Below are 22,205 nucleotides of genomic sequence, written 5' to 3'. Positions count from 1 at the left end.
TCGCAGGTCGATCTCGCCGGATTCCGCAGCTTCCCGCATCACTCGCAGCACTCCTTCAGGGACCGAACTTCATGGCGTTTTTCAAGTTCCGCGCGCGCGGCCCACAAGGCAACGAAGGACGCAGCGCACCGGCTGCGGTGCCGGCGGAAAGTGTCGAATCCATGCGCCGTCGCGCCCGCCACCGCCTGCTGGGCGCCGCGGTGCTGGTGCTGCTGGGCGTGATCGGTTTCCCGCTGCTGTTCGACACCCAGCCGCGCCCGGTGTCGGTCGACATCCCGATCGAGATTCCCGACCGCAACAAGGTCAAGCCGCTGCCGGTGCCCCAGGCGCCCGCGCCCGCTGCCACCAGCGGCAGCGACAACGGCGACACCCGCGTGGCCGCCGCGACGCCGTCGCGTCCCCCGGCCGCGTCGAGCGGCGGCATCATCACCGAGACCGCCGACGGCACCGAGATCGATGCCTCGGGCAAGCCGGTCAACGCCGCGCCGGCGCCCGCCCCCGCGCCGGCCAAGCCGGCCGAACCCAAGCCCGAGCCGAAACCCGAGCCCAAGCCCGAACCCAAACCCGAGGCCAAGCCGAAGCCCGAACCCAAGCCCGAGGCCAAGCCGAAGCCCGAACCCAAGCCCGAGGCCAAGCCGGAACCGAAGCCCGCGCCCAAGCCCGCCGCGGTCGACGACGGCGCCCGTGCCCGCGCGCTGCTCGAAGGCAGGCCCGTCGCCGCCGCGCCCGCCACGCCCAAGCCCGCCGCCGCGTCGGACGACAACGGCCGCTTCGTGGTGCAGGTCGGTGCCTTCGCCGATGCCGACAAGGCCCGCGAGGTGCGGCAGAAGCTCGAGAAGGCCGGCCTCAAGACCTATGTGAACGTGGCGAAGACGGCCGACGGCGAACGCACGCGCGTGCGGGTCGGTCCCTTCGGCTCGCGCGCCGAGGCCGACAAGGCCGCCGAGCGGGTGAAGGCCTTGTCTTTGTCGGCCGCGATCCTCACCTTGTAATTCGCCACCGCCCGTAGCTGCCGTGGCCTTGCTCGACTGGATCGCTGTCGCGCTCATCGTGGTGTCGATGCTGTTCGGCCTCGTGCGCGGGCTGGTGTTCGAAGTGATTTCGCTGGTCGGCTGGGTGGTGGCTTTCGTGGTGGCGCAGTGGTTCGCGTCCGATGTGGCGGCCTGGTTGCCGGCCGGCGATCCGCAGGCGTCCTGGCGCTATCCGCTGGCCTTCGTGCTGCTGTTCGTGGCGGTCGCGTTCGGCGTGGGCCTGGTGGCCTCGCTCACGCGCAAGCTGATCGCCGCCGTGGGATTGCGTCCGGTCGACCGGATCCTGGGCGGTGCCTTCGGCGCGGCCCGGGGCGCGGTAGCGCTGCTGGTGCTGGCAGTGGTTGTTCATTTGCTGGCGTTGAGCGACAGTGCCTGGTGGCACGAATCGCGCAGCGCCGTTGTTCTCGACGCGGCATTGCAGAGCCTGAAGCCTGCATTGCCCGAAAAATTGGCAAGCTACCTGCCCTGAGAGGATCGCTTCATGTGTGGAATCGTCGGCGTTGTCAGCAACGCACCCGTCAACCAGCTGCTCTATGACGCGCTGCTGCTGCTGCAGCACCGCGGCCAGGATGCGGCCGGCATCGTCACGCTGCAGGAACGCAAGTTCTTCATGCACAAGGCCAAGGGCATGGTGCGCGACGTGTTCCGCACCCGCAACATGCGCGCGCTGCCCGGCAGCGTCGGCCTGGGCCAGGTGCGCTATCCGACCGCGGGCAACGCCTACAGCGAGGAAGAGGCGCAGCCCTTCTACGTCAACGCGCCCTTCGGCATCGTGCTGGTGCACAACGGCAACCTGACCAACGCCCACGCACTGCGCGCCGAGCTGTTCTCGACCGACCACCGCCACACCAACACCGAGAGCGACTCCGAGGTGCTGCTCAACGTGCTCGCCAACGAGCTCGAGCAGGCATCGCACGGCGTGCCGCTGAATCCGGCCGAGGTGTTCGCCGCGGTGCGCAGCATGCACAAGCGCCTGCGCGGCTCGTATGCCGTGGTGTCGCTGATCGCGGGCCACGGCCTGCTGGCCTTCCGCGATCCCTACGGCATCCGCCCGCTGTGCATCGGCCGCAGTGCCGACGGCACCGTGATGGTGGCCAGCGAATCGGTGGCGCTCGAGGGCTCGGGCCACACCTTCGAGCGCAACGTGCTGCCGGGCGAGGCGGTGTTCGTCGACATGCAGGGCCAGCTCCATTCGATGCAGTGCGCCGAGGCGCCCACGCTCAATCCCTGCATCTTCGAGTTCGTGTACCTGGCGCGTCCCGACTCGGTGCTCGACGGCATCTCGGTCTACCAGGCGCGCCTGAACCTCGGCGAGACGCTGGCCAAGCGCGTGGTCTCGACCGTGCCGCCGAACCAGATCGACGTGATCATCCCGATCCCCGAATCGAGCCGCCCGAGCGCCACGCAGCTCGCGCACCTGCTGGGTATTCCGTACCGCGAGGGCTTCGTCAAGAACCGCTACGTGGGCCGTACCTTCATCATGCCGGGACAGGGCGTGCGCAAGAAGTCGGTGCGCCAGAAGCTCAACGTGATCGCGAGCGAGTTCAAGGGCCGCAACGTGCTGCTGGTCGACGACTCGATCGTGCGCGGCACCACCAGCCGCGAGATCGTGCAGATGGCGCGCGACGCCGGCGCGCGCAAGGTCTACCTCGCGAGCGCCGCGCCGCCGGTGCGCTATCCCAACGTCTATGGCATCGACATGCCGACCAAGGACGAGCTGGTGGCGCACGACCGCACCGTGGAAGAGATCCGCGAGCTGATCGGCTGCGACGCGCTGATCTACCAGGACGTCGATGCGATGAAGCGCGCCATCGGCTCGCTCAACGGCAAGCTCGACGGCTTCGATGCCTCGTGCTTCGACGGCGTCTATGTCACCGGCGACATCGACACCGAAGCCATCTCGCGCATGAACGGCAACCGCCCGCGCATCGAGGAGACCGAAGAGGATTCCTCGCGCCTCGCGCTGCCCAACCTGAGCTGATCTTCTTCCGACATTCCTCGTTGGCCTCGCGCCCGAAAGTTTCCGTGACCGATCGACCCCTGCCTCCCGGCCTGCACCGCGACACGCTGGCCCTGCGCACCGCGCTCGAACGCAGCGTGCATGGCGAGCACTCCGAAGCGCTCTACCTCACCAGCGGCTTCGTGCAGCCCGACGCCGAGACCTCGGCCCGCCGCTTCGCCGGCACCGAGGAAGGCTTCACCTACGCGCGCACCTCGAACCCCACCGTCAGCAGCTTCGAGCGCCGGCTCGCCGCGATGGAAGGCACCGAGGCCGCGATCGCCGCGTCCAGCGGCATGGGCGCGATCCTCATGATGTGCATGGGCCTGCTCAAGGCCGGCGACCACGTCGTGTGCTCGCGCTCGATGTTCGGCTCGACCATCAACCTGATCGGGCGCGAGTTCGGCAAGTTCGGCGTCGAGACCACCTTCGTCTCGCAGACCGACGTGGCCGAGTGGCGCGCCGCGGTGCGTCCCACCACCCGGCTGCTGTTCGCCGAGACGCCGACCAATCCGCTGACCGAGGTCTGCGACATCCGTGCGCTGGCCGACGTGGCGCACGAGGCGGGCGCGCTGCTCGCGGTCGACAACTGCTTCTGCTCGCCGGCGCTGCAGCGGCCCGCCGAGCTCGGCGCCGACCTGATCATCCATTCGGGCACCAAGCACCTCGACGGCCAGGGCCGCGTGATGGCGGGCGCGATCTGCGGTCCCTCGAAGCTGATCGTCGACGTGTTCGGCCCGGTGGTGCGCACCGCGGGCATGGTGCTGTCGCCGTTCAATGCCTGGGTCGTGCTCAAGGGGCTCGAGACGCTCAACGTGCGCATGCAGGCGCACTGCGCGAACGCGCTGGCCGTCGCGCAATGGCTCGAGGCCCAGCCGGGCATCGAGCGCGTGTACTACCCGGGGCTCGCCTCGCATCCGCAGCATGAGCTGGCGATGCGCCAGCAGGCGGGGCAGGGCGGGGCGGTCGTGTCCTTCATCGTGAAGGGCGCCGATCCCGAGGCCGCGCGCGCCAACGCCTTCCACGTCATCAACTGCACCGAGGTCGTGAGCATCGCCACCAACCTCGGCGACGTGAAGACCATCATCTCGCACCCGGCCACCACCTCGCACGGACGCCTGTCCGAAGCGCAGCGCCAGGCGGCCGGCATCGGCCAGGGCCTGATCCGCCTCGCGGTCGGCCTCGAGCACGTCGACGACATCAAGGCCGACCTGTCGCGCGGCCTTTCCACCCTGAATTTCTGAATCCCGCCTCCATGACCGGCAAAGTCCGCACCCGCATCGCTCCGTCTCCCACCGGCTTCCTGCACCTGGGCACCGCGCGCACCGCGCTCTATTCGTGGGCCTATGCGCGCCACCATGGCGGCGAGTTCGTGCTGCGCATCGAAGACACCGACGTCGCGCGCTCCACGCAGGATTCGACCGACCAGATCCTCGCATCGATGCACTGGCTCGGCCTCGACTACGACGAGGGCCCGATCTACCAGATGCAGCGTCTCGAGCGCTACCAGGCCGTGATCGCGCAGATGCTCGAAGCCGGCACGGCCTACCACTGCTACGCCACGCCCGCCGAGCTCGACGAGATGCGCGAGGCGCAGAAGGCGCGCGGCGAGAAGACCCTGTACGACCGTCGCTGGCGTCCCGAGCCCGGCAAGGTGCTGCCGCCCGTGCCCGAGGGCGTGCCGCCGGTGGTGCGCTTCTGCAATCCGCCCGAAGGCGACGTGACCTGGAACGACCTCGTCAAGGGCGAGATCACCATCAACAACCGCGAGATCGACGACCTCATCATCCTGCGGCCCGACGGTGTGCCCACCTACAACTTCGCCGTGGTGGTCGACGACTGGGACATGAACATCACGCACGTGTTCCGCGGCGACGAGCACATCAACAACACACCGTGGCAGATCAACATCTTCCACGCGCTCGGCGCACCGCTGCCGCAGTTCGGCCATGTGCCCGTGATCCTCGGCGACGACGGCCAGAAGCTCTCGAAGCGCCGCGGCGCCGTGAGCGTGACCGCTTACGAAGACAACGGCTACCTGCCCGAGGCGATGCTCAACTACCTCGCGCGCCTCGGCTGGAGCCACGGCGACGACGAGCTGTTCACGCGCGAGCAGATGGTGAGCTGGTTCGACGGCTCGCACCTGTCGAAGAGCCCGGCGCAATGGGACGCGGCCAAGCTCGCATGGGTCAACGCGCAGTACATCAAGGCCAAGAGCGACGACGCGCTCGCGCCGCTGGTGGCCGCGCAACTGAAGAAGCGCGGCATCGAGGCCGACGATCGGCTCGCCGCCATCTGCGCGCTGTTCAAGGACCGCTGCGAGACCACCGTCGCACTGGCCGACTGGGCCGCGGCTTTCTATGCAGACGTCCAGGCGAGCGAAGCGGATCGTGCGCAACACATCACCGATGCGGTGAAGCCTGCGGTGGCCACACTTGCGGATAAACTCTCCACCCTTCCGACGTGGGACAAGGCGACGATCGCCGCGGCCATCAAGGAAACCTTGGCTGCGCATTCGCTCAAGATGCCTGCTCTGGCGATGCCGGTGCGTGTTCTCGTGATGGGGACGCCACAGACGCCATCGCTCGATGCGGTCCTCGCGATTTTTTCTAAAGAAAAAATCATCGAGCGTTTGAAAGTGGCCTAAAAATCGGTCTATAATTTGAGGCTCGACACCGACACAAGGTGATTCTGAAAAGAAGCACTGGAATGTCAAAGAGGGGGTATAGCTCAGCTGGGAGAGCGCTTGCATGGCATGCAAGAGGTCATCGGTTCGATCCCGTTTACCTCCACCATCAAAAGTGTCGAGAAGAGAAGAAGTGCTGATCGCAGCACGGTTCCTAAGGTTTTGACCCTATCGTCTAGAGGCCTAGGACACCACCCTTTCACGGTGGCTACCGGGGTTCGAATCCCCGTAGGGTCGCCAGTTTCATGCAAGTGAAGCAGGCACGAGTCGTCAACACTCGGCTCCGCAAGGAGTGAACGTTGTCTACCAGGAGTGGTAGTTCAGTTGGTTAGAATACCGGCCTGTCACGCCGGGGGTCGCGGGTTCGAGTCCCGTCCACTCCGCCACACAAAGCAACGGGCTACGCGAGCGATCGCGTAGCCCGTTTGTCTTTTCGGGTTTCGATTCCTTGTTGGGCCGGTCATCGTGCGCGAACGGTGGCCCAAAACGAACAAAGCCCGCACGAGGCGGGCTTTGGAAATATGGTCGTGAACTCTTACGCGGTCCACGCTACGGCAAAGATTCCTTTGCGGAAGTCATTGTTGTTTTTCTCGTCGTAGTGACTTCGACGCGCTGGTGTGAGATTCAGCTTGCCTGGCCAGGCAACGCTCAGGTGGTCCGAGCGAAGGCGCATTGTAGCAGGCACGCGCATGCGGCCCCGCGCGAGGAGATTACGCACGCCGTGCGTAGCGCCCAGGTGGCAGTCCCACATGCCGGCTGAAGGCCGTGCTGAAGGTGCTCGCCGAGCCGTAGCCCACGCGTTGGGCAACCTCGGCGATCGCGAGATCGTGATGCTCGAGCAGCTTCTTCGCGAGCGCCATGCGCCAGGCCAGCAGATATTCCATCGGTGGCAGTCCGACGGCGCGCGTGAAGCGATCGAAGAAGGCCGAGCGCGACAGCGCGGCCTGCTGCGCGAGTTGCGCCATGGTCCATGGTCGCGCGGGATCCGCGTGCAGTTGGCGCAGCGCCAATGCGAGCCTCGCGTCGGCCAGTCCGCGCAGCAGGCCGGGTGGCGCATCCTCGCCGGAAGACGAACGCAGCGCTTCCACCAGCAGCACCTCGACGAGGCGCGTGAGCACGAGCTCGCGCCCGGAGCGCTCCTCGCTCGACTCCTCGCCGACCAGGCGCACCAGCACCGACAGCCGGTCGACGCCGCGCACATGCACCAGCGTGGGCAGCAGCGAGACCAGCAAGGCCGCATCGGGCGAATCGAACACGAAGTAGCCACCGAGCAGGCGCACGTCGGGTGGACCATCGCGCCTGCCGTGGCGAACCTCGCCTTCGGGTGCGGGCGCGAGCTTGGGATCGATGTGAACGGGTGCGGCCGCCTCGAAGCTCGACAGCGTGAAGCCCGGCGTCGCCGGCATGAGCACGAAGTCGCCCGCTTCGAGGGCGATGGCTTCCTCGCCCTCGACCGCGAGGCGGCAACTTCCGCTGATCACCGCGCAGAAGCTGGGCTGGCCGAAATCGGAATAGCGGACGGCCCAGCGACCAGCGCCGCTGATGCCCTTCGAGAACACGGCGCGCGGATTGAGCAGCGCGATGACCTCTGAGAGCGGATCGTTCATGGCTGGACGCTTGCAAAAGAATCGTGGACTTTTCATTGTAGATGGTCCGGTTTTCTCTGGATATCGTTCGCTTCCATGTCAACCACTCAGCAAACACCCATGAAAACCGTCCTCATCACCGGCTGCTCGTCCGGCTACGGCCTCGAGACCGCGCGCCACTTCCTGTCGCAGGGCTGGCGCGTGATCGCCACCATGCGCACGCCGCGCGAAGACCTGCTGCCGCGCGACGAGCGGCTGCGCATCGTGGCCCTCGACGTCACGAATCCGCAGAGCATCGCCGCCGCGCTCGAGGCGAGCGGACCCATCGACGTGCTCGTCAACAACGCGGGCATCGGACTGCTCGGTGCCTTCGAGGCGACGCCGATGAGCACCACGCGCGAAGTCTTCGAGACCAACACCTTCGGCGTGATGGCGATGACGCAGGCTGTGCTGCCGCAGTTCCGCGCGCGCCGCGCCGGCGTGGTGGTGAACGTGACTTCGAGCGCCACGCTGGCACCGATGCCGCTGGTCGCGGTCTACACGGCCAGCAAGACGGCCATCGAAGGCTTCACGGGCTCGCTGGCGCACGAACTCGCGGCCTTCGACGTGCGCGTGAAGCTGGTGCAGCCAGGCTATGCGCCGAGCACGAACTTCACGAGCAACGGCCAGTCGCGCATGGAGGGCTTGATCCCGCCGGCCTATGGGGCCTATGCGCAGCAGGTCTTCGCGTCCTTCGCGGGCATCTCGGAAGTGACCACGGCATCCGACGTGGCCGAGACCGTGTGGCGCGCCGCGAACGACGAGACGGGGCAACTGCGCTTCCCCGCGGGCGCCGACGCGGTGGCGCTGGCCCGCTCGAACGTGCCTTCTGCATCGGCTTGAGTTGGCGTAGGCGGTCTTCCACAACGCGCCATGGAGCGATATGCGCGCCGTAGCATGACCAGGCCCGCATCGTCGCGGGCACGGTTTGCGTCATGTTTCAGCAAAGGAGTTCGCCATGCCCATCTCTTCGCTTCGTACGGTGGCCGTCGCCTGTGCAGTGGCCGCGAGCAGCATTGCCTTCGTCGGTTGCACGACCACGCGTCCCGAGAACCAGGCCAGCAGCGCGTCCTCGCGCGCATCGATCGACGCACAGGTCGATGCCTCGCTGTCCAAGCTCTACGACTCGGTGCGCGGTTCGCGCGAACTCGTCGCCAAATCGAGCGGCGTGCTGGTGTTCCCGGCCGTGGTCGGCGCGAGCATGGGCGTGGGCGCCGAATACGGCCGCGGCGCCTTGCGCGTGAACGGCCGCACGCAGTCCTACTACAGCACCACCTCGGGCTCGATCGGCTTCCAGGCGGGCGCGCAGTCGAAGGCCGTGATCTACCTGTTCACCACGCAGGCCGCGCTCGACAAGTTCCGCAGCAGCAAGGGATGGACGGCCGGTGCCGATGCCACGGTGGCCGTCGCGACCATCGGTGCCAACGGCAGCATCGACACCAACACGATCCGCCAGCCCGTGGTGGGCTTCGTGCTGACGAACGTGGGGCTCGAGGCCGGTGTCTCGGTGCAGGGCGCGAAGGTGACGGAGATCGCGCTCTGACGCGGTGTCCGCGGCCGCGCGCTCAGGCGGCCGCCAGTTGCAGTTGCAGCGTGGCGATCTGCTCGCGCAGCGCCTTGTTCTCGGATTCGAGCGCCGCCACGCGCTGCTTCAGCGCCTGAACCTGCTCGGAATCGGCCACATCGAACGGCGGCGATTCGGTGTCGGACGAGGTTTCGGCATCGTCCTCGCGCGGCTTGCGCTTCGCTTCGCGCGCTCGCTTGGCCGCGAGCTTCAGTTCGTCCTTGCCCGCGTTCGCGGCGGCCACCTGCTCCTCGGCGGGCAGGCTCGCCACGGCAGCAGCCGCGTTGATCGAGATGGTGCCGGACTTCACCGCGGCCACCACTTCGGGCGCGGCCTGTTTCTGGATCTTCTCGATCATCTGCACCTGGGTGCTGCTGATGCGCGCGGCCTTGGCGATGGCTTCGCGGCTGTTGAGCGGTGGAGGCGGCGGCACGCTCGCATCGTCGGCGCTCGCGGCCGAGCTCGCGGGCGCTTCGGCGTCGGTGGTCGAAGACGACACGTTCGCCGAGCGCGCGCGGCGCTCCGTCACGATGTCCTTCTTGCGCAGCGCGAGCACGCCGCGCACGAAGTCCGAGATGCTGCGCCGGCCCAGGTGCTGGTCGATCATCCACAGGTGCACGTCCTCGATCGACTGGAAGCGCGTGTTCTGCACGGTCTGGAACGGCAGGCCATGCTTCTGGCAGATCGCATAGCGGTTGTGGCCGTCGACGAGAACGTCGCCCCACAGCACCAGCGCATCGCGGCAGCCTTCGGTCAGGATGCTGCGTTCGAGGGCTTCGTGCTCCTCGGGCGTGAGGGGATCGATATAGGCTTTGAGTTCTTCGTTGACGACGATGTTCATGGAGACGCGATCGGGCTGAGGGGCGGAATTCTAGAGGGCCGCCGGTGCTGCAATGCCGTGAAGCAAGGCGCTGGATTGTCGACGTGCCGCAATGGCCGGCATGCAATGCCTGACGCATGCCTGTCAAACAATCTGGGCTATCATCGCCCGCCACCGCGCAAGCCAATGCGGGCCTGATGTTCCTTTCGCGGAACATCGTTCCGGTCCCGCTGCAACGTCAGTCCCCCCAAGTTTTTTCGTCCTGATTTCTCGCCCGAACGCGAGTTCAGAGGTGCCCGGAAACATGGTTATAGATAGGAATGATTCTTATTCTGTTTTGGATTACCAAAGTAGTAATCCAGAGCCTCCAGGATTCGCGTCGTCCACTTCGTCCCGCTCTCAAGAGGTGTTGCACATGCCATCGCATTTGTCCGAGCCCTCGCTCGGAGAAGTCTTCATCGCCCATCGAGCACAGCTGTGGCGCGTTGCCCGCAAGATCGTCAACACCCCGGACCTCGCGGACGACGTCGTGCAGGACGCCTATCTGAAGATCGTCGACGGCGCGTCCGTGCGGCTGGCCGAGAAGCCCATCGGCTACTGCTGCCAGGTGGTGCGCAACATGGCGCTCGACTACTGCCGGCGCCACCGCGTCGAGGCGAACTACCGCACCTTCGACGTGGACGTGGAAGTGCTCGAGATCCCGAACGTCGAAACGCCCGATCGGCGCATGCGCGAGCGCCAGGTCCTGCATGCGATCGATCGCGCGCTGGCCGGGCTGCCGCCGCGCACGCGGCTGGTCTTCGAGCTCTATCGCCTCGAGGGGCTCACGCAGCGCGAGATCGCGGCGCGGCTCGATTGCGCGTTGGGCCTCGTCAACGGGTTGATCGCCGATGCCGCGGCCGCGATCAAGGGCTGTGCCCACCTGCTCGACGCCGACTGAGGGCCGATGACCGTCCATGCATCGAGGCATGGGCATGGTTTGGTATGGTTCGTGCCTGCTGCGCTGGCAGCAAGGGGCCACCGGCACCGGCAAGAACAAAGCGAACCACCTTCTGGCATGACTCAAGACAAGGACGATCCCGTCTGGAATGCCGCGTGGACGTGGGTGCAGCGGGAATACGACCGCGACACCTTCGACGACGCGGCGCGGGACGAAATGACGACCTGGCTGGCGGCCGACCCGGCCCACCGCCGCGCCTACGACAAGGCGGCCCGCCTCTGGCTGCTCGCGGGCATGGTGCCACCCGTCAACGACGTCGGCGGCGACGACATCCCGCACGACGACGCCGGCCACGCGCCCGGCAAGCACTGACGCATCGACGCGCGGCGAGCGCCTCGCCCGCGCGTCCGCATCCGGGGCCCGTCGACCCCGTGCAAATGAACAGATGACCCGCTGAAGCGTCCTGTTGAGCAGGAGCGCCCTTCCACGCGACGCCCGCACGGGCGGTCGCCGGCGCTTCCCATGTTCAACCGCACAAGGATGCCTCGATGTCTACCAGCTGTTTCGACCGCGAAGACGAAACCTTCATCGTCCTGGTCAACCACGAAGACCAATATTCCATCTGGCCGCACTGGAAGGCCGTGCCCAGCGGCTGGACCGCCGTCGACGGCGTCAAGGGCGACAAGAAGACGGTGCTGGCCTATGTCGAGCAGACCTGGACCGACATGCGCCCCCGCTCGCTGCGCGAATGGATGGCCGCGCAGGAAGGTCGGTCCGCGGCCACCGAAGGCGCGATCGGTTGAGCGTGGGCACGCCGGAGCTCGCGCTGCTGTGCCTGCCTTGTGCCGGCGCGAGCGCCACCATGTACCTGCGCTGGCGCCGCCTCGTGCCGCAATGGCTGCGGATCGTGCCCGTCGAACTGCCGGGCCGTGGCGCGCGCATGGGCGAGGATTTCGTCGAGGACTTCGATGCGCTCGTGGCGCGGCTGTGCACCGAGCAGGCCGCGGCGCTGCAGGGGCGCTTCGCGCTCTTCGGCCACAGCATGGGCGCGTTGCTGGCCTGGGGCATCGCGCGGCGCCTGCATGACGAGCGGCGTGCCTTGCCTCGGGCGCTGCTGGTGTCCGGCAGCGCGGCGCCTTCGTGCCGCGATCCCGATCGTTTCGCGGACAGGAACGACGACCGGGCGCTGATCGCCGACCTGCGCAGGCAGGGCGGCACGCCCGAGGAGGTCTTCGCGAGCGAGGAGCTGATGCGCATCACCCTCGACGTGCTCGCCGCCGACTACCGCATCTGCGAAAGCTTCGGCCAGCGCGAACGGCCGCCGCTGCCGTTGCCGATCCATGTCTTCGCGGGCCGCGATGACGACATCGACGCGGCGCGTGTCGAGGCCTGGTCGCGCGAGGCGACGCATGCGGTCACGCTCGACTGGTTCGATGGCGGCCACTTCTTCCTGCGGCATGGCGAAGGCGCGTTCCTCGAGGCCTTGTCGCGACGGCTCGCCTCGGGAGCGGTCGTGCCGGGCGGCCGCCACGCGACCCCTTCGCTGGTCTGACGATGGCCAGGACATGAGGCGGTGGGCTCGGCGACGGTGCAGGGATGCACCCCAATGACACGCGGCCGCGATGCCGCTTTCGATCGTCTGGAGGCTAGAGAAATGACAAGCAAGGCAGCGGCGCCGGCATCCGCATCCGCGCGCCCGCGCAACTTCGTGGCCCATCTGCGCGCACTGGCGCGGCAGCGCGCCGACCACACCTGGCTCACCGTCGTCGACGAAATCGGCGGCGTTCCGCGCGAGCAGTCCTTCTGCTACGGCGAGTTCGAGCACGGCGTGCGCGCGCTGGCAGCGCGGCTGCAGTGCGACCTGTCGCGCGGCGACCGCGCGCTGGTCATGCTCGACAACGGCGAGCACTACGCGATCGCCATGCTGGCCTGCTTCTACGCGGGCGTGATCGCGGTGCCGATCTTCCCGCCCGAGTCGGCCCGGCCCCAGCACCTCGCGCGCCTCGCGGGCGTGGCCGCCGACTGCGGCGCGCGCTGCGTGCTGACCACCGCGGCGCTCGAAGCGGCCATCGCCGAGACCGCGCCGACGCAGTTCGCCGGTGCCGCGATCCTCGCCGTCGACGCGGTCGACGCAGCGCTGGCCGAGTCCTGGCAGCCCTTCGATCCCGGCGACGACGACATCGCCTTCCTGCAATACACCTCGGGCTCGACCTCGGCACCCAAGGGCGTGATCGTCACGCATGGCAACCTGATGGCCAACGAGCATGCGATCCAGGTCGGCATGGGCATCGGGCCCGACGACAAGTTCGTCTCGTGGGCGCCGCTCTATCACGACATGGGCCTGATCGGCGGCCTGCTGCAGCCGCTCTACAGCGGCATCCCGCTGGTGCTGACCTCGCCGCGCCACTTCCTCGAGCGGCCGGTGCGCTGGCTCGAGCTGATCTCGCGCCACCGCGCCACGCTCAGCGGCGGGCCCGACTTCGCGTTCCGCCTGTGCCTCGAGCGCGTGAAGGACGCGCAGCTCGCCACGCTCGACCTGTCGAGCTGGCGCGTGGCCTACACCGGCGCCGAGCCGGTGCGCGCCGACACCGAGGCTGCCTTCATCGAGCGCTTCGCCGCCGCCGGTTTCGATGCCGGCGCGGCCTATCCCTGCTACGGGCTGGCCGAGGCCACGCTCTACGTCACGGGCGGGCGGCGCGGCGACGGCATGGTCGCGCGCGCTTTCTCGAACGCGGGCCTGGCCGCGGGGCAGGGCACGCCGAGCCTGCCGGGCGAGGACGGCACGGTGCTGGTCGGCTGTGGCGGCGTGGCGGTCGAGCACCGTGTGGAGATCGTCGATCCGGCCACGCGCGCGGTGCTCGAGGACGGCGCCATCGGCGAGATTCTGGATCGCCGGCGCGAGCATCGGTGCCGGCTACTGGGGCAACGAAAGCGCCTCGGGCGAGACCTTCGTCGAGCGCGACGGCCTGCGCTGGCTGCGCACCGGCGACCTCGGCTTCTTCCATGAGGGCCAGCTCTATGTCACGGGCCGCATCAAGGACCTGATCATCGTGCGCGGCCACAACATCTATCCGCAGGACATCGAGCGCGTGATCGAGGCCGAGGTCGAGGCGGTGCGCAAGGGCCGCGTCGCGGTCTTCGCGGCCCATGGTCCCGACGGCGAGGGCATCGGCGCGGCCGCCGAGATCTCGCGCAGCATGCAGAAGCTGGTGCCGCCGCAGCTGCTGGTCGAGGCGCTGAGCGCCGCGGTCAGCGAGGTGTTCGGCGAGCCGCTGTCGGCCGTGGTGCTGCTCAACCCGGGCGGCATGCCCAAGACCACCAGCGGCAAGCTGCAGCGCGGCGCCTGCCGCGCGGGCTGGCTCGATCGCAGTGCCGATGCCTATGCGATCCACGAGCGCGGCCGCTTCGTGAAGGGCGGCCCCGCCACCGAGGCGGTCGCTGAAGTGGCGCTCGACGACACGGAACGCGTCCTCGATGCGATCTGGCGCGAGGTGCTGCGCCAGGCCGACGCGCCCGCGCTGCCGCGCGACGCGCACTTCTTCGCGCGCGGCGGCAACTCGCTGAGCGCCACGCAGGCCGCCGCGCGTATCGCCTCGCACTGGGAGATCGACTTCCCCGTGCGGCTGATGTTCGAGCAGCCGCGCCTGCGCGAATGCGCGGCCGCCGTGGGCCGGCTGCGGGCCACGGGCCGGCGCGAGCGTCCCGCGCCCGTCGCCGTGCTCGGCGCGGCGCAGCGCGCGCAGGGCCTGCCGCTCTCGCATGCGCAGGAGCGCCAATGGTTCCTGTGGCAGCTCGATCCCCGAAGCGCGGCCTATCACATGAGCGGTGCGATGCAGCTGCGCGGCGCCCTCGATGCCGATGCGCTGCGCGCCGCGCTCGGCGACCTGGTGGCGCGCCACGAGTCGCTGCGCACCGTGTTCCGCGCGGGCGCGGACGGCGTGCCGATGCAATGGGTCCAGGAGGCCGCCGAAGCCGGCGTCGAGATCGTCGACCTGCGCGCGCTGCCCGCCGAAACGCGCGCGGCCAAGCTGGCCGAGGAAGCGCGCCGCATCAAGGCCACCCCCTTCGATCTCACGCGAGGCGGCCTGCTGCGCGTCGCGCTGCTGCGCACCGCCGACGCGGCCCAGTTGCTGGTCGTCGCGATGCACCACATCGTCTCCGACGGCGCCTCGATGCAGGTGCTGCTCGAGGAACTGGCCGCGGGCTACGCCGCGCGCCTGCAGGGCCGCGCGGCCGGCATCGCCGCGCCCGCGCTGCAATACGCCGACTACGCCGCCTGGCAGCGCGACTGGCTCGCGGCCGGCGAGGCCGAGCGCCAGGCCGCCTGGTGGCGCGCGCAGCTGGGCCACGAGCACCCGGTGCTCGAGCTGCGCACCGACCGCCCGCGCCAGCCGCGCGCGAGCTACCGCGCCGCGCGCCACGGCTTCGAGTTGCCCGCGCCGCTGCTCGCGACGCTGCGCGCGCTGGCCCAGGCCGAGGGCGCCACGCTGTTCGTCGTGCTGCTGGCGGGGCTGCAGGCGCTGCTGCACCGCTACACCGGCCAGCAGGACATCCGTGTCGGCGCCGCCGTCGCCAACCGCGGCCGGCCCGAGTTCGAGCGGATCATCGGCCTGTTCGTCAACACGCTGGTGCTGCGCAACCGCATCGACGGCCGCACGCCGCTGGCCGGCGTGCTCGCGCAGGCGCGCGAAGCGGTGCTCGGCGCGCAGGCGCACCAGGACCTGCCGTTCGAGCAGCTCGTGCAGCTGCTGCAGCCCGAGCGCAGCATGAGCCACAGCCCGCTGGTGCAGGTGATGTTCAACCACCTGCTCGAGGACCGCGGCGCGCTGCGCCAGCTCGGCGGCCTCGATGCCGAGGACCATGCGCTGCCCGACCTCGAGGCCCAGTTCGAACTCGTGCTCGAAGTGCGCGAGCGCATGGACGGTCCGCCGCGGCTCGACTTCATCTACGCGGCGGAGCTGTTCGACGCCGACACCATCGAGCGCATGGCCGGCCATTACCTCGCGCTGCTCGAGGCCCTGGCGGGCGATGCCGCGCGCGCGGTCGGCGATGTCGCGCTGCTGGCGGCGAGCGAGCAGGCCGAGATCGCGCGCTGGAGCGTCGATGCCACGCGCGAGCCCGGCGCCGAGCCGGTGCACCGCGCCATCGCGCGCCATGCGCGCCAGCAGCCCGCGGCCATCGCCTTGCTGTTCGCCGACGAGGCCCTGAGCTTCGCCGAGCTCAACCGCCGCGCCAACCGCCTCGCGCACCGCCTGGTCGCGCTCGGCGTGCGGCCCGATGCGCGCGTGGGCATCGCGATGGAACGCAGCGTCGAGCTGGTCGTGGGCCTGCTCGCCATCCTCAAGGCCGGCGGCGCCTACCTGCCGCTCGACCCCGACTACCCGGCGCAGCGCCTGGCCTACATGGTCGAGGACAGCGGCATCGACCTCCTGCTCGCCCACCGCGCCACGCGCGACTGCATCGCCGCGCGCGGCGGGCTCCGGGTGCTCGAGATCGACAGCCTCGACCTCGGCACCGAGCCCGAATCCGACCCCGAGGTCGCGCTGCACGGCGAGAACCTCGCCTACGTGATCTACACCTCGGGCTCCACCGGCAGGCCCAAGGGCGCGGCCGTGCGGCACGGCGCGCTGCACAGCTGCATGGCCTGGATGCAGCGCGTCTACGGTCTTTCGCGCGACGACACGGTGCTGCACAAGGCACCGTTCGGCTTCGACGTGTCGGTGTGGGAGATGTTCTGGCCGATGACGGCCGGCGCGCGGCTCGTGGTCGCCAACCCCGGCGACCACCGCGATCCCGAGCGGCTGGTGCAACTGATCGAGCGCCACCAGGTCACGACGCTGAACTTCGTGCCCTCGATGCTGCAGGCCTTCCTCGCACATCCGGGCATCGAGTCGCGCACGCGGCTGCGCTACATCATCTGCGGCGGCGAGGCGATGCCGGCCGAGACGCAGAAGGAGGCGCTGCGGCGCCTGGCCGGCGCCTCGCTGCAGAACCTCTACGGCCCGACCGAGACCACCATCCACGTCACGCAGTGGACCTGCCGCGACGACGGCGAAAGCCTGGTGCCGATCGGCCGCCCGATCAGCGACACCCGGGCCTGGGTGCTCGACGCCGAGCTCAACCGCGTGCCGCGCGGCGTGGCCGGCGAGCTCTATCTCGGCGGCGTGAACCTCGCGCGCGGCTACCTGAACCGCGCCGGCCTCAGCGCCGAGCGCTTCGTGGCCGATCCCTTCGGCCAGGGAGACCGGCTCTACCGCACCGGCGACCTCGTGCGCTGGAACGCCGAAGGCCAGATCGAGTACCTGGGCCGGATCGACCACCAGATCAAGATCCGCGGCCTGCGCATCGAGCTCGGCGAGATCGAGGCCCAGCTCGCGGCCCAGCCCGAGGTGCGCGAATCGGTGGTGGTCGCGAAGGAAGGCCCGGCTGGCGCGACGCTGATCGGCTACGTCTCGCCGCGCGGCGACGCGCCCGTCGACACCGCCGCGCTGCGCGAGCGCCTCGGCCGGTCGCTGCCCGACTACATGGTGCCGCGCGCCATCGTCGTGCTCGATGCGCTGCCGCTCAATGCCAACGGCAAGGTCGACCGCAAGGCGCTGCCCGAGCCCGACGGCCTGGCCGGCGCGCGCGCCTACGAGGCGCCGCAGGGCGAGGTGGCGCGCACGCTCGCGGCCATCTGGTCCGAGGTGCTGCAGGTGCCGCAGGTCGGCCAGCACGACAACTTCTTCGACCTCGGCGGCCATTCGCTGCTGCTGATCCGCGCGCACCGCCTGCTGCAGGACCGGCTGCGCATCGAGCTGCCGCTGGTCCAGCTGTTCAAGCACCCCACCGTCGAGTCGCTGGCGCGCGCCATCGAGCAGGGCGGCGGCCGTGCCGAGGCCGCCGCCGCGTTGGCCGCCATCGACGAACGCGCGCTGCGCCAGCGCGCCGCCATGCTTCAACGCCGCAAGGCGGCAGAAAGAGTCCACTGATGTCCACGCCCGAGTCCTTCGACGCCGTTCCCGGCGAACCCACAGGCCTGGAGATCGCCATCGTCGGCATGGCCGGTCGCTTTCCCGGCGCCGACGATGTCGATGCCTTCTGGCGCAACATCCGCGACGGCGTGGAGTCGATCCGGCGCTTCTCGGACGAGGAGCTGCGCGCGCAGGGCGTGCCGGATTCGGTGCTCGCGGAGCCCGACTACGTCAAGGCCGGCGTGCGCTTCGAGGGCTTCGACCAGTTCGACGCCGCCTTCTTCGGCTACGCGCCGCGCGAGGCCGAGACCCTCGATCCGCAGCAGCGCATCTTTCTCGAATGCGCCTGGTCCTCGCTCGAGCATGCGGGCTGCGATCCCGAGCGCTGGCAGGGCAAGGTCGGCGTGTACGCGGGCGAGGGCGCCAACGTCTACCTGATCCGCAACCTGCTGCCCTCGTTCGGCCTCGGCGCGCACAGCGGCATCGCCGACCTGCTGGGCCTGATGAGCGGCAACTCGGGCGGTTCGCTGTGCACGCGCGTGGCCTACAAGCTCGACCTGCGCGGCCCGGCCGTGAGCGTGCAGACCGCCTGCTCGACCTCGCTGACGGCGGTGCACACCGCCTGCCAGGCGCTGCTGGCGCACGACTGCGACATGGCGCTCGCGGGCGGCGTATGGCTCGACCTGCTGCAGGAAGGCGGCTACCGCTGGCAGGCCGGCGCCATCCTCTCGCCCGACGGCCACTGCCGCGCCTTCGACGCCGAGGCCGCCGGCACGGTGATCGGCAGCGGCGCGGGCGTGGTCGTGCTCAAGCGGCTCGACGAGGCGCTGCGCGACGGCGACACCATCCATGCGGTCATCAAGGGCAGCGCGGCCAACAACGACGGCTCGGCCAAGGTCGGCTTCACCGCGCCCAGCGTGGACGGCCAGGCCGAGGTGATACGCGCGGCGCAATTGATCGCGGGCGTGTCGGCCGACACCATCGGCTATGTCGAGACCCACGGCACCGGCACCACGCTCGGCGACCCGATCGAGATCGCCGCGCTGACCCAGGCCTTCCGCGCCGACACCGAGCGGCGCGGCTTCTGCGCCCTCGGTTCGGTCAAGACCAACATCGGCCACCTCGACGCGGCCGCCGGCGTGGCCGGCCTCATCAAGGCCGCGCAGGCGCTGCGCCACCGCGTGCTGCCCGCGAGCCTGCATTTCCGCGCGCCCAATCCGCAGATCGACTTCGCGAACAGCCCGTTCTACGTCAACACGGTGTCGAAGCCCTGGCCCGAAGGCCCGGTGCCGCGCCGCGCGGGCGTGAGCTCGTTCGGCATCGGCGGCACCAACGTGCACGTGGTGCTCGAGGAAGCGCCCGCCGTTCGCGCCGAAAGGAACGCGGGCGGCTGGCAGGTGCTGCCGCTGTCGGCGCAGGCGCCCGCCGCGCTGCGGGAGGCCGCGGCGCTGCTGGCCGACCACATCGAGGCGCATCCCGAGGCATCGTTGGCCGATGTCGCGCAGACCCTGCAGAACGGCCGCCGTGCCTTCGCGCAGCGCGCCGCGGTGGTGGCGGGCGACACCGCCTTCGCGCTGCAGTCGCTGCGCGCGGCCGCGGACGATCTCGATGCGCCGCAGCGCGCGCCCGAGACGGCGCCCGAGGTCGTCTTCCTGTTCCCGGGCGGCGGCACGCAGCACGCCAACATGGGCCTCGCGCTGTACCGCGACCATCCGGTGTTCCGCGAGGAGGTCGACCGCTGCTGCGCGCTGCTCGAGAACATCCTCGGCGAGGATCTGCGCGCGCTGCTGTACCCCGCGCCGGAGGCGGAGGGCGAGGCCGACGCGCGGCTCGCGCGCATCGAGTACACGCAGCCGCTGCTGTTCGTCGCCGAGTACGCGATGGCGCGGCTGTGGATGTCGCGCGGCGTGCGGCCCGCGCTGATGCTGGGCCACAGCCTCGGCGAGTACGTCGCCGCCTGCCTCGCGGGCGTGTTCCGGCTCGAGGATGCGTTGCGCATCGTCGCGGAGCGCGGTCGCCTGATGCAGTCGATGCAGCCCGGCGCCATGACCGCCATCGCGCTGTCCGAAGCCGAACTGCAGCCCTTCCTGGCCACCGGCTGCGACATCGCCGCGATCAACGGCGAGGCGCTGTGCGTGCTGGCCGGACCGCTGTCCGCAATCGAGGCGGCCGAGGCGCAGATGAGTGCGCGCGGCCTGATGCCGCGCCGGCTGCTGGTGTCCATCGCCTCGCATTCGGCGATGACCGATCCGATCGTGGACGCATTGCAGAAGGTGGTCGCGGGCGTGCCGCGGCAGGCGCCGCGCATTCCCTTCATCTCCAACGTCACCGGCCGGCCGATCACCGCGCAGGAAGCCGTCGACCCCGCCTACTGGGCCCGCCACCTGCGCGGCACGGTGCGCTTCGCCGACGGCCTCGCGCACCTGCTGGGCACGCCGGGCCGCGTGCTGCTCGAAGTGGGGCCGGGCGAAACGCTCAGCGGCCTCGCGCGCCAGCATCCGCTGGCGGCCTCGGCCGCCGGCATCGTGTCGAGCCAGGGTCACCCGCAGCAGCGGCTGCACAACGAGCGCCACATGGCCGGCGCGATCGGCGCGCTGTGGTGCGCCGGCGTGCCGATCGACTGGCAGGCCTGCCATCCGGGCCGCGCCGCGCGCCGCGTGCCGCTGCCAACCTATGCGTTCCAGCGCCAGTCGTACTGGAAGGAGGCCGCGCCCGCCGATGCACCGGCCGCCGCCGCCAGCGGCCCGTTCCACGTGCCCGCATGGAAGCGCCTCGACCCGGCCGAGCCCGTGGCGGGCACCGCGCCCGCCGACGGCTGCACGCTGGTGATCGGCAATGCCGACGACTTCCAGCGTGCCTTCGTCGAGCACCTGCGCCAGGCCTGGCCCGGCCACGCGGTCGTGCGCGTCGACCATGCGCAGGCCTTCGCCGAGCATGCGCCGCACCACTACGCGCTGCGCGCCGGCGAGCGCACCGACCACGAGGCCGTGCTGCGCAAGGTGCGGTCGGCCTTCGGGCCGGTCGCGCGCATCCATCACCTGGGTGGTATCGATGCCCACGCGCCCGTCGCTGCCGATGCGGCTGCCGAGACCGCGCTCGAGCGCGGCTTCTTCAGCCTGTTCGCGCTGGCGCAGGCGCTCGAGGCCGTCGCCGCGGGCGGCGAGCGCCGGCTGTCGCTGCAGGCGGTGCTCACCCAGTCCGAGGACGTCGCGGGCGATGAACTGCTGTGCCCCGAGAAGGCCACCGTCTTCAGCCTCTGCAAGGTGATCGGCCAGGAATACCCGCACATCGATGCGCGCGTGGCCGACGTGGTGCTGCCGGCCGCGGGCAGTGGCGCGCAGGCGCGGCTGTTCGCGCAGCTGGCGGCGGGCGCGCATGCCGGCACCGACGAGACGCGGATCGCGCTGCGCGGCCCGCACCGCTGGGTCCGCGGCTACGAGCCATTGCCGGCGGCATCGGGCACGCCGATCCAGCGCTTCCGCCAAGGCGGGGTCTACCTCGTCACCGGCGGCCTCGGCGGCGTGGGGCTCGCGGTCGCACGCCACCTGGCTGCCTCGTGGCAGGCGCGCCTCGTGCTGCTGGGCCGCTCGCCGGTGCCCGCGCGCGCCGAATGGGAAGGCCTGGCCGGCGACGACGCGCAGCCGCCGGCCCTGCGCGCGAAGCTGCGCCAGCTGCTCGAACTGGAAGCCCTGGGTTCCGAGGTGCTGGTGCTGTCGGCCGACGTGGCCGATGCCGCGCAGATGCGCGTGGTCGCCGCGCAGGCGCGCGAGCGCTTCGGCGCGGTGCATGGCGTGATCCACGCGGCCGGCCATGCCGACAGCGGCATGATCGGCCAGCGCACGCGCGCCCGCGTCGACGCGGTGTTCGCGCCCAAGCTGCGCGGCACGCGCTGCCTGCTCGAGGCGCTGCGCGACGAGCCGCTCGACTTCGTGCTGCTGTGCTCGTCCATCTCCAGCATGGCCGGCGGCCTCGGCATGAGCGACTACGCCGCCGCGAACGCCTGCCTCGATGCGCTGGCGGCGCTGTGGCAGCGCAGCGCGCCGTACCCGGTGGTCTCGGTCAACTGGGACGCCTGGCGCGACCTCGGCATGGCCGCGGGCCGCGTGCTGCCCGAGGGCATCGGCATGGACGGCCCCGAGGGCGCGCGCGCGCTCGAGCGCATCGTCAACGGCCCGGCCTTCGCGCAGGTCGCGATCTCCACCACCGACCTCGCGCAGCGCCTGGGCCAGCTCGACAACGGCATGCTGGCGCTGGTCGAGACCGGCCCGGCGGTACGGAAGAAGCGCCGCAGCCATCCGCGGCCCGCGCTCTCCACCGCCTACGCCGCGCCCGACGGCGACCTCGAGCAGGGCCTCGCCGGCCTCTGGCAGGAGATGCTGGGCATCGCCGGCGTCGGCGTCGACGACAACCTGTTCGAGCTCGGCGGCGATTCGCTGCTCGCGATCCAGATCCTCGCGCGTGCCCGCAAGGCCTACGAGGTCGAACTGCATCCCGCCGCCTTCTTCAAGGCGCCCACCATCCGCGAACTCGCCGTGCTGGTCGAGACGCGGCTGATCGAAGAGATAGAGAACGCCGCCTAGCCCTGGC

General features: G+C 70.0%; 14 protein-coding genes, 3 tRNA genes and 1 pseudogene. 16 read left to right on the top strand and 2 right to left on the bottom strand.

The window, feature by feature from the left end; translation table 11 throughout:
• The first annotated feature begins 71 nt into the window (after positions 1-71).
• The 8 genes from AC1HIL_RS27255 to AC1HIL_RS27220 all read left to right on the top strand — a co-directional run bounded on the left by AC1HIL_RS27255 (position 72) and on the right by AC1HIL_RS27220 (position 6,102).
• Positions 72-992 (top strand): SPOR domain-containing protein, encoded by a 921-nt coding sequence (locus AC1HIL_RS27255; protein WP_479670482.1) that lies wholly within the window; start codon positions 72-74, stop codon positions 990-992.
• 22 nt (positions 993-1,014) lie between these two features.
• Positions 1,015-1,500 carry a CvpA family protein gene (locus AC1HIL_RS27250; RefSeq protein WP_057596105.1) on the top strand — a complete coding sequence of 162 codons (486 nt, stop codon included), beginning with the start codon at positions 1,015-1,017 and terminating at the stop codon, positions 1,498-1,500.
• 12 nt (positions 1,501-1,512) lie between these two features.
• On the top strand, positions 1,513-3,012 hold the full coding sequence (gene purF / locus AC1HIL_RS27245) for an amidophosphoribosyltransferase (RefSeq protein ID WP_057596104.1): 1,500 nt from the start codon (positions 1,513-1,515) through the stop codon (positions 3,010-3,012).
• Positions 3,013-3,056: 44 nt separating this feature from the next.
• Entirely contained in the window at positions 3,057-4,274 is a 1,218-nt protein-coding gene (locus AC1HIL_RS27240) for an O-succinylhomoserine sulfhydrylase (protein WP_479670481.1), read from the top strand.
• Between the two features lie 11 nt (positions 4,275-4,285).
• Positions 4,286-5,677, top strand: coding sequence for a glutamate--tRNA ligase (gene gltX, locus AC1HIL_RS27235; protein WP_479670480.1), 1,392 nt, complete (start codon positions 4,286-4,288; stop codon positions 5,675-5,677).
• 72 nt (positions 5,678-5,749) lie between these two features.
• Positions 5,750-5,825, top strand: a tRNA-Ala gene (locus AC1HIL_RS27230).
• A 55-nt stretch (positions 5,826-5,880) separates the two neighbouring features.
• Positions 5,881-5,956, top strand: a tRNA-Glu gene (locus tag AC1HIL_RS27225).
• A gap of 69 nt (positions 5,957-6,025) precedes the next feature.
• A tRNA-Asp gene (locus AC1HIL_RS27220) sits at positions 6,026-6,102 on the top strand.
• Between the two features lie 324 nt (positions 6,103-6,426).
• Here AC1HIL_RS27220 and AC1HIL_RS27215 read toward each other — a convergent pair.
• Positions 6,427-7,323, bottom strand: a complete 897-nt coding sequence (locus tag AC1HIL_RS27215) for an AraC family transcriptional regulator (protein ID WP_479670479.1) — start codon at positions 7,321-7,323, stop codon at positions 6,427-6,429.
• A gap of 99 nt (positions 7,324-7,422) precedes the next feature.
• Here AC1HIL_RS27215 and AC1HIL_RS27210 point away from each other — a divergent pair, with 99 nt between their 5' ends.
• Positions 7,423-8,184 carry an SDR family oxidoreductase gene (locus AC1HIL_RS27210; protein ID WP_057596100.1) on the top strand — a complete coding sequence of 254 codons (762 nt, stop codon included), beginning with the start codon at positions 7,423-7,425 and terminating at the stop codon, positions 8,182-8,184.
• 115 nt (positions 8,185-8,299) lie between these two features.
• Positions 8,300-8,884, top strand: a complete 585-nt coding sequence (locus AC1HIL_RS27205; RefSeq protein WP_057596099.1) for a BPSL1445 family SYLF domain-containing lipoprotein — start codon at positions 8,300-8,302, stop codon at positions 8,882-8,884.
• 22 nt (positions 8,885-8,906) lie between these two features.
• Here AC1HIL_RS27205 and AC1HIL_RS27200 read toward each other — a convergent pair whose 3' ends face one another.
• Positions 8,907-9,746 carry a plasmid replication/partition related protein gene (locus AC1HIL_RS27200; RefSeq protein ID WP_413762770.1) on the bottom strand — a complete coding sequence of 280 codons (840 nt, stop codon included), beginning with the start codon at positions 9,744-9,746 and terminating at the stop codon, positions 8,907-8,909.
• A gap of 394 nt (positions 9,747-10,140) precedes the next feature.
• On the opposite strand from AC1HIL_RS27200, the gene AC1HIL_RS27195 reads away from it, so the two are divergent.
• The 6 genes and pseudogenes from AC1HIL_RS27195 (at position 10,141) to AC1HIL_RS27170 (ending at position 22,198) form a co-directional block, all read left to right on the top strand.
• Positions 10,141-10,665: a sigma-70 family RNA polymerase sigma factor gene (locus AC1HIL_RS27195; RefSeq protein ID WP_057596097.1), complete on the top strand. Its 525-nt coding sequence runs from the start codon at positions 10,141-10,143 to the stop codon at positions 10,663-10,665.
• Between the two features lie 117 nt (positions 10,666-10,782).
• Positions 10,783-11,037: a DUF4880 domain-containing protein gene (locus AC1HIL_RS27190; protein ID WP_479670478.1), complete on the top strand. Its 255-nt coding sequence runs from the start codon at positions 10,783-10,785 to the stop codon at positions 11,035-11,037.
• A gap of 176 nt (positions 11,038-11,213) precedes the next feature.
• Complete coding sequence (locus tag AC1HIL_RS27185) at positions 11,214-11,468, top strand: MbtH family protein (RefSeq protein WP_057596095.1); 255 nt, start codon at positions 11,214-11,216, stop codon at positions 11,466-11,468.
• Between the two features lie 59 nt (positions 11,469-11,527).
• Positions 11,528-12,217, top strand: coding sequence for a thioesterase II family protein (locus tag AC1HIL_RS27180; protein WP_479672445.1), 690 nt, complete (start codon positions 11,528-11,530; stop codon positions 12,215-12,217).
• Positions 12,218-12,319: 102 nt separating this feature from the next.
• Positions 12,320-17,636 (top strand): annotated as a pseudogene (locus tag AC1HIL_RS27175) (amino acid adenylation domain-containing protein).
• Positions 17,636-22,198, top strand: coding sequence for a type I polyketide synthase (locus tag AC1HIL_RS27170; RefSeq protein WP_479670476.1), 4,563 nt, complete (start codon positions 17,636-17,638; stop codon positions 22,196-22,198). The pseudogene AC1HIL_RS27175 and the gene AC1HIL_RS27170 overlap by 1 nt, the downstream one beginning before the upstream one ends.
• Positions 22,199-22,205: the final 7 nt, after the last annotated feature.

The sequence above is a fragment of the Variovorax sp. ISS6 genome (assembly GCF_056523145.1).
Note: the sequence above shows the minus strand (reverse complement) of the source record. Positions and strands in the feature narration are given on the sequence as shown.

Coding starts and splice junctions, on each gene's coding strand:
- AC1HIL_RS27195 (WP_057596097.1), top strand. CDS start 10,141: ATGCCATCGCATTTGTCCGAGCCCTCGCTCGGAGAAGTCTTCATCGCC.
- gltX (WP_479670480.1), top strand. CDS start 4,286: ATGACCGGCAAAGTCCGCACCCGCATCGCTCCGTCTCCCACCGGCTTC.
- AC1HIL_RS27205 (WP_057596099.1), top strand. CDS start 8,300: ATGCCCATCTCTTCGCTTCGTACGGTGGCCGTCGCCTGTGCAGTGGCC.
- AC1HIL_RS27190 (WP_479670478.1), top strand. CDS start 10,783: ATGACTCAAGACAAGGACGATCCCGTCTGGAATGCCGCGTGGACGTGG.
- AC1HIL_RS27185 (WP_057596095.1), top strand. CDS start 11,214: ATGTCTACCAGCTGTTTCGACCGCGAAGACGAAACCTTCATCGTCCTG.
- AC1HIL_RS27210 (WP_057596100.1), top strand. CDS start 7,423: ATGAAAACCGTCCTCATCACCGGCTGCTCGTCCGGCTACGGCCTCGAG.
- AC1HIL_RS27215 (WP_479670479.1), bottom strand. CDS start 7,323: ATGAACGATCCGCTCTCAGAGGTCATCGCGCTGCTCAATCCGCGCGCC.
- AC1HIL_RS27170 (WP_479670476.1), top strand. CDS start 17,636: ATGTCCACGCCCGAGTCCTTCGACGCCGTTCCCGGCGAACCCACAGGC.
- purF (WP_057596104.1), top strand. CDS start 1,513: ATGTGTGGAATCGTCGGCGTTGTCAGCAACGCACCCGTCAACCAGCTG.
- AC1HIL_RS27255 (WP_479670482.1), top strand. CDS start 72: ATGGCGTTTTTCAAGTTCCGCGCGCGCGGCCCACAAGGCAACGAAGGA.
- AC1HIL_RS27180 (WP_479672445.1), top strand. CDS start 11,528: ATGTACCTGCGCTGGCGCCGCCTCGTGCCGCAATGGCTGCGGATCGTG.
- AC1HIL_RS27200 (WP_413762770.1), bottom strand. CDS start 9,746: ATGAACATCGTCGTCAACGAAGAACTCAAAGCCTATATCGATCCCCTC.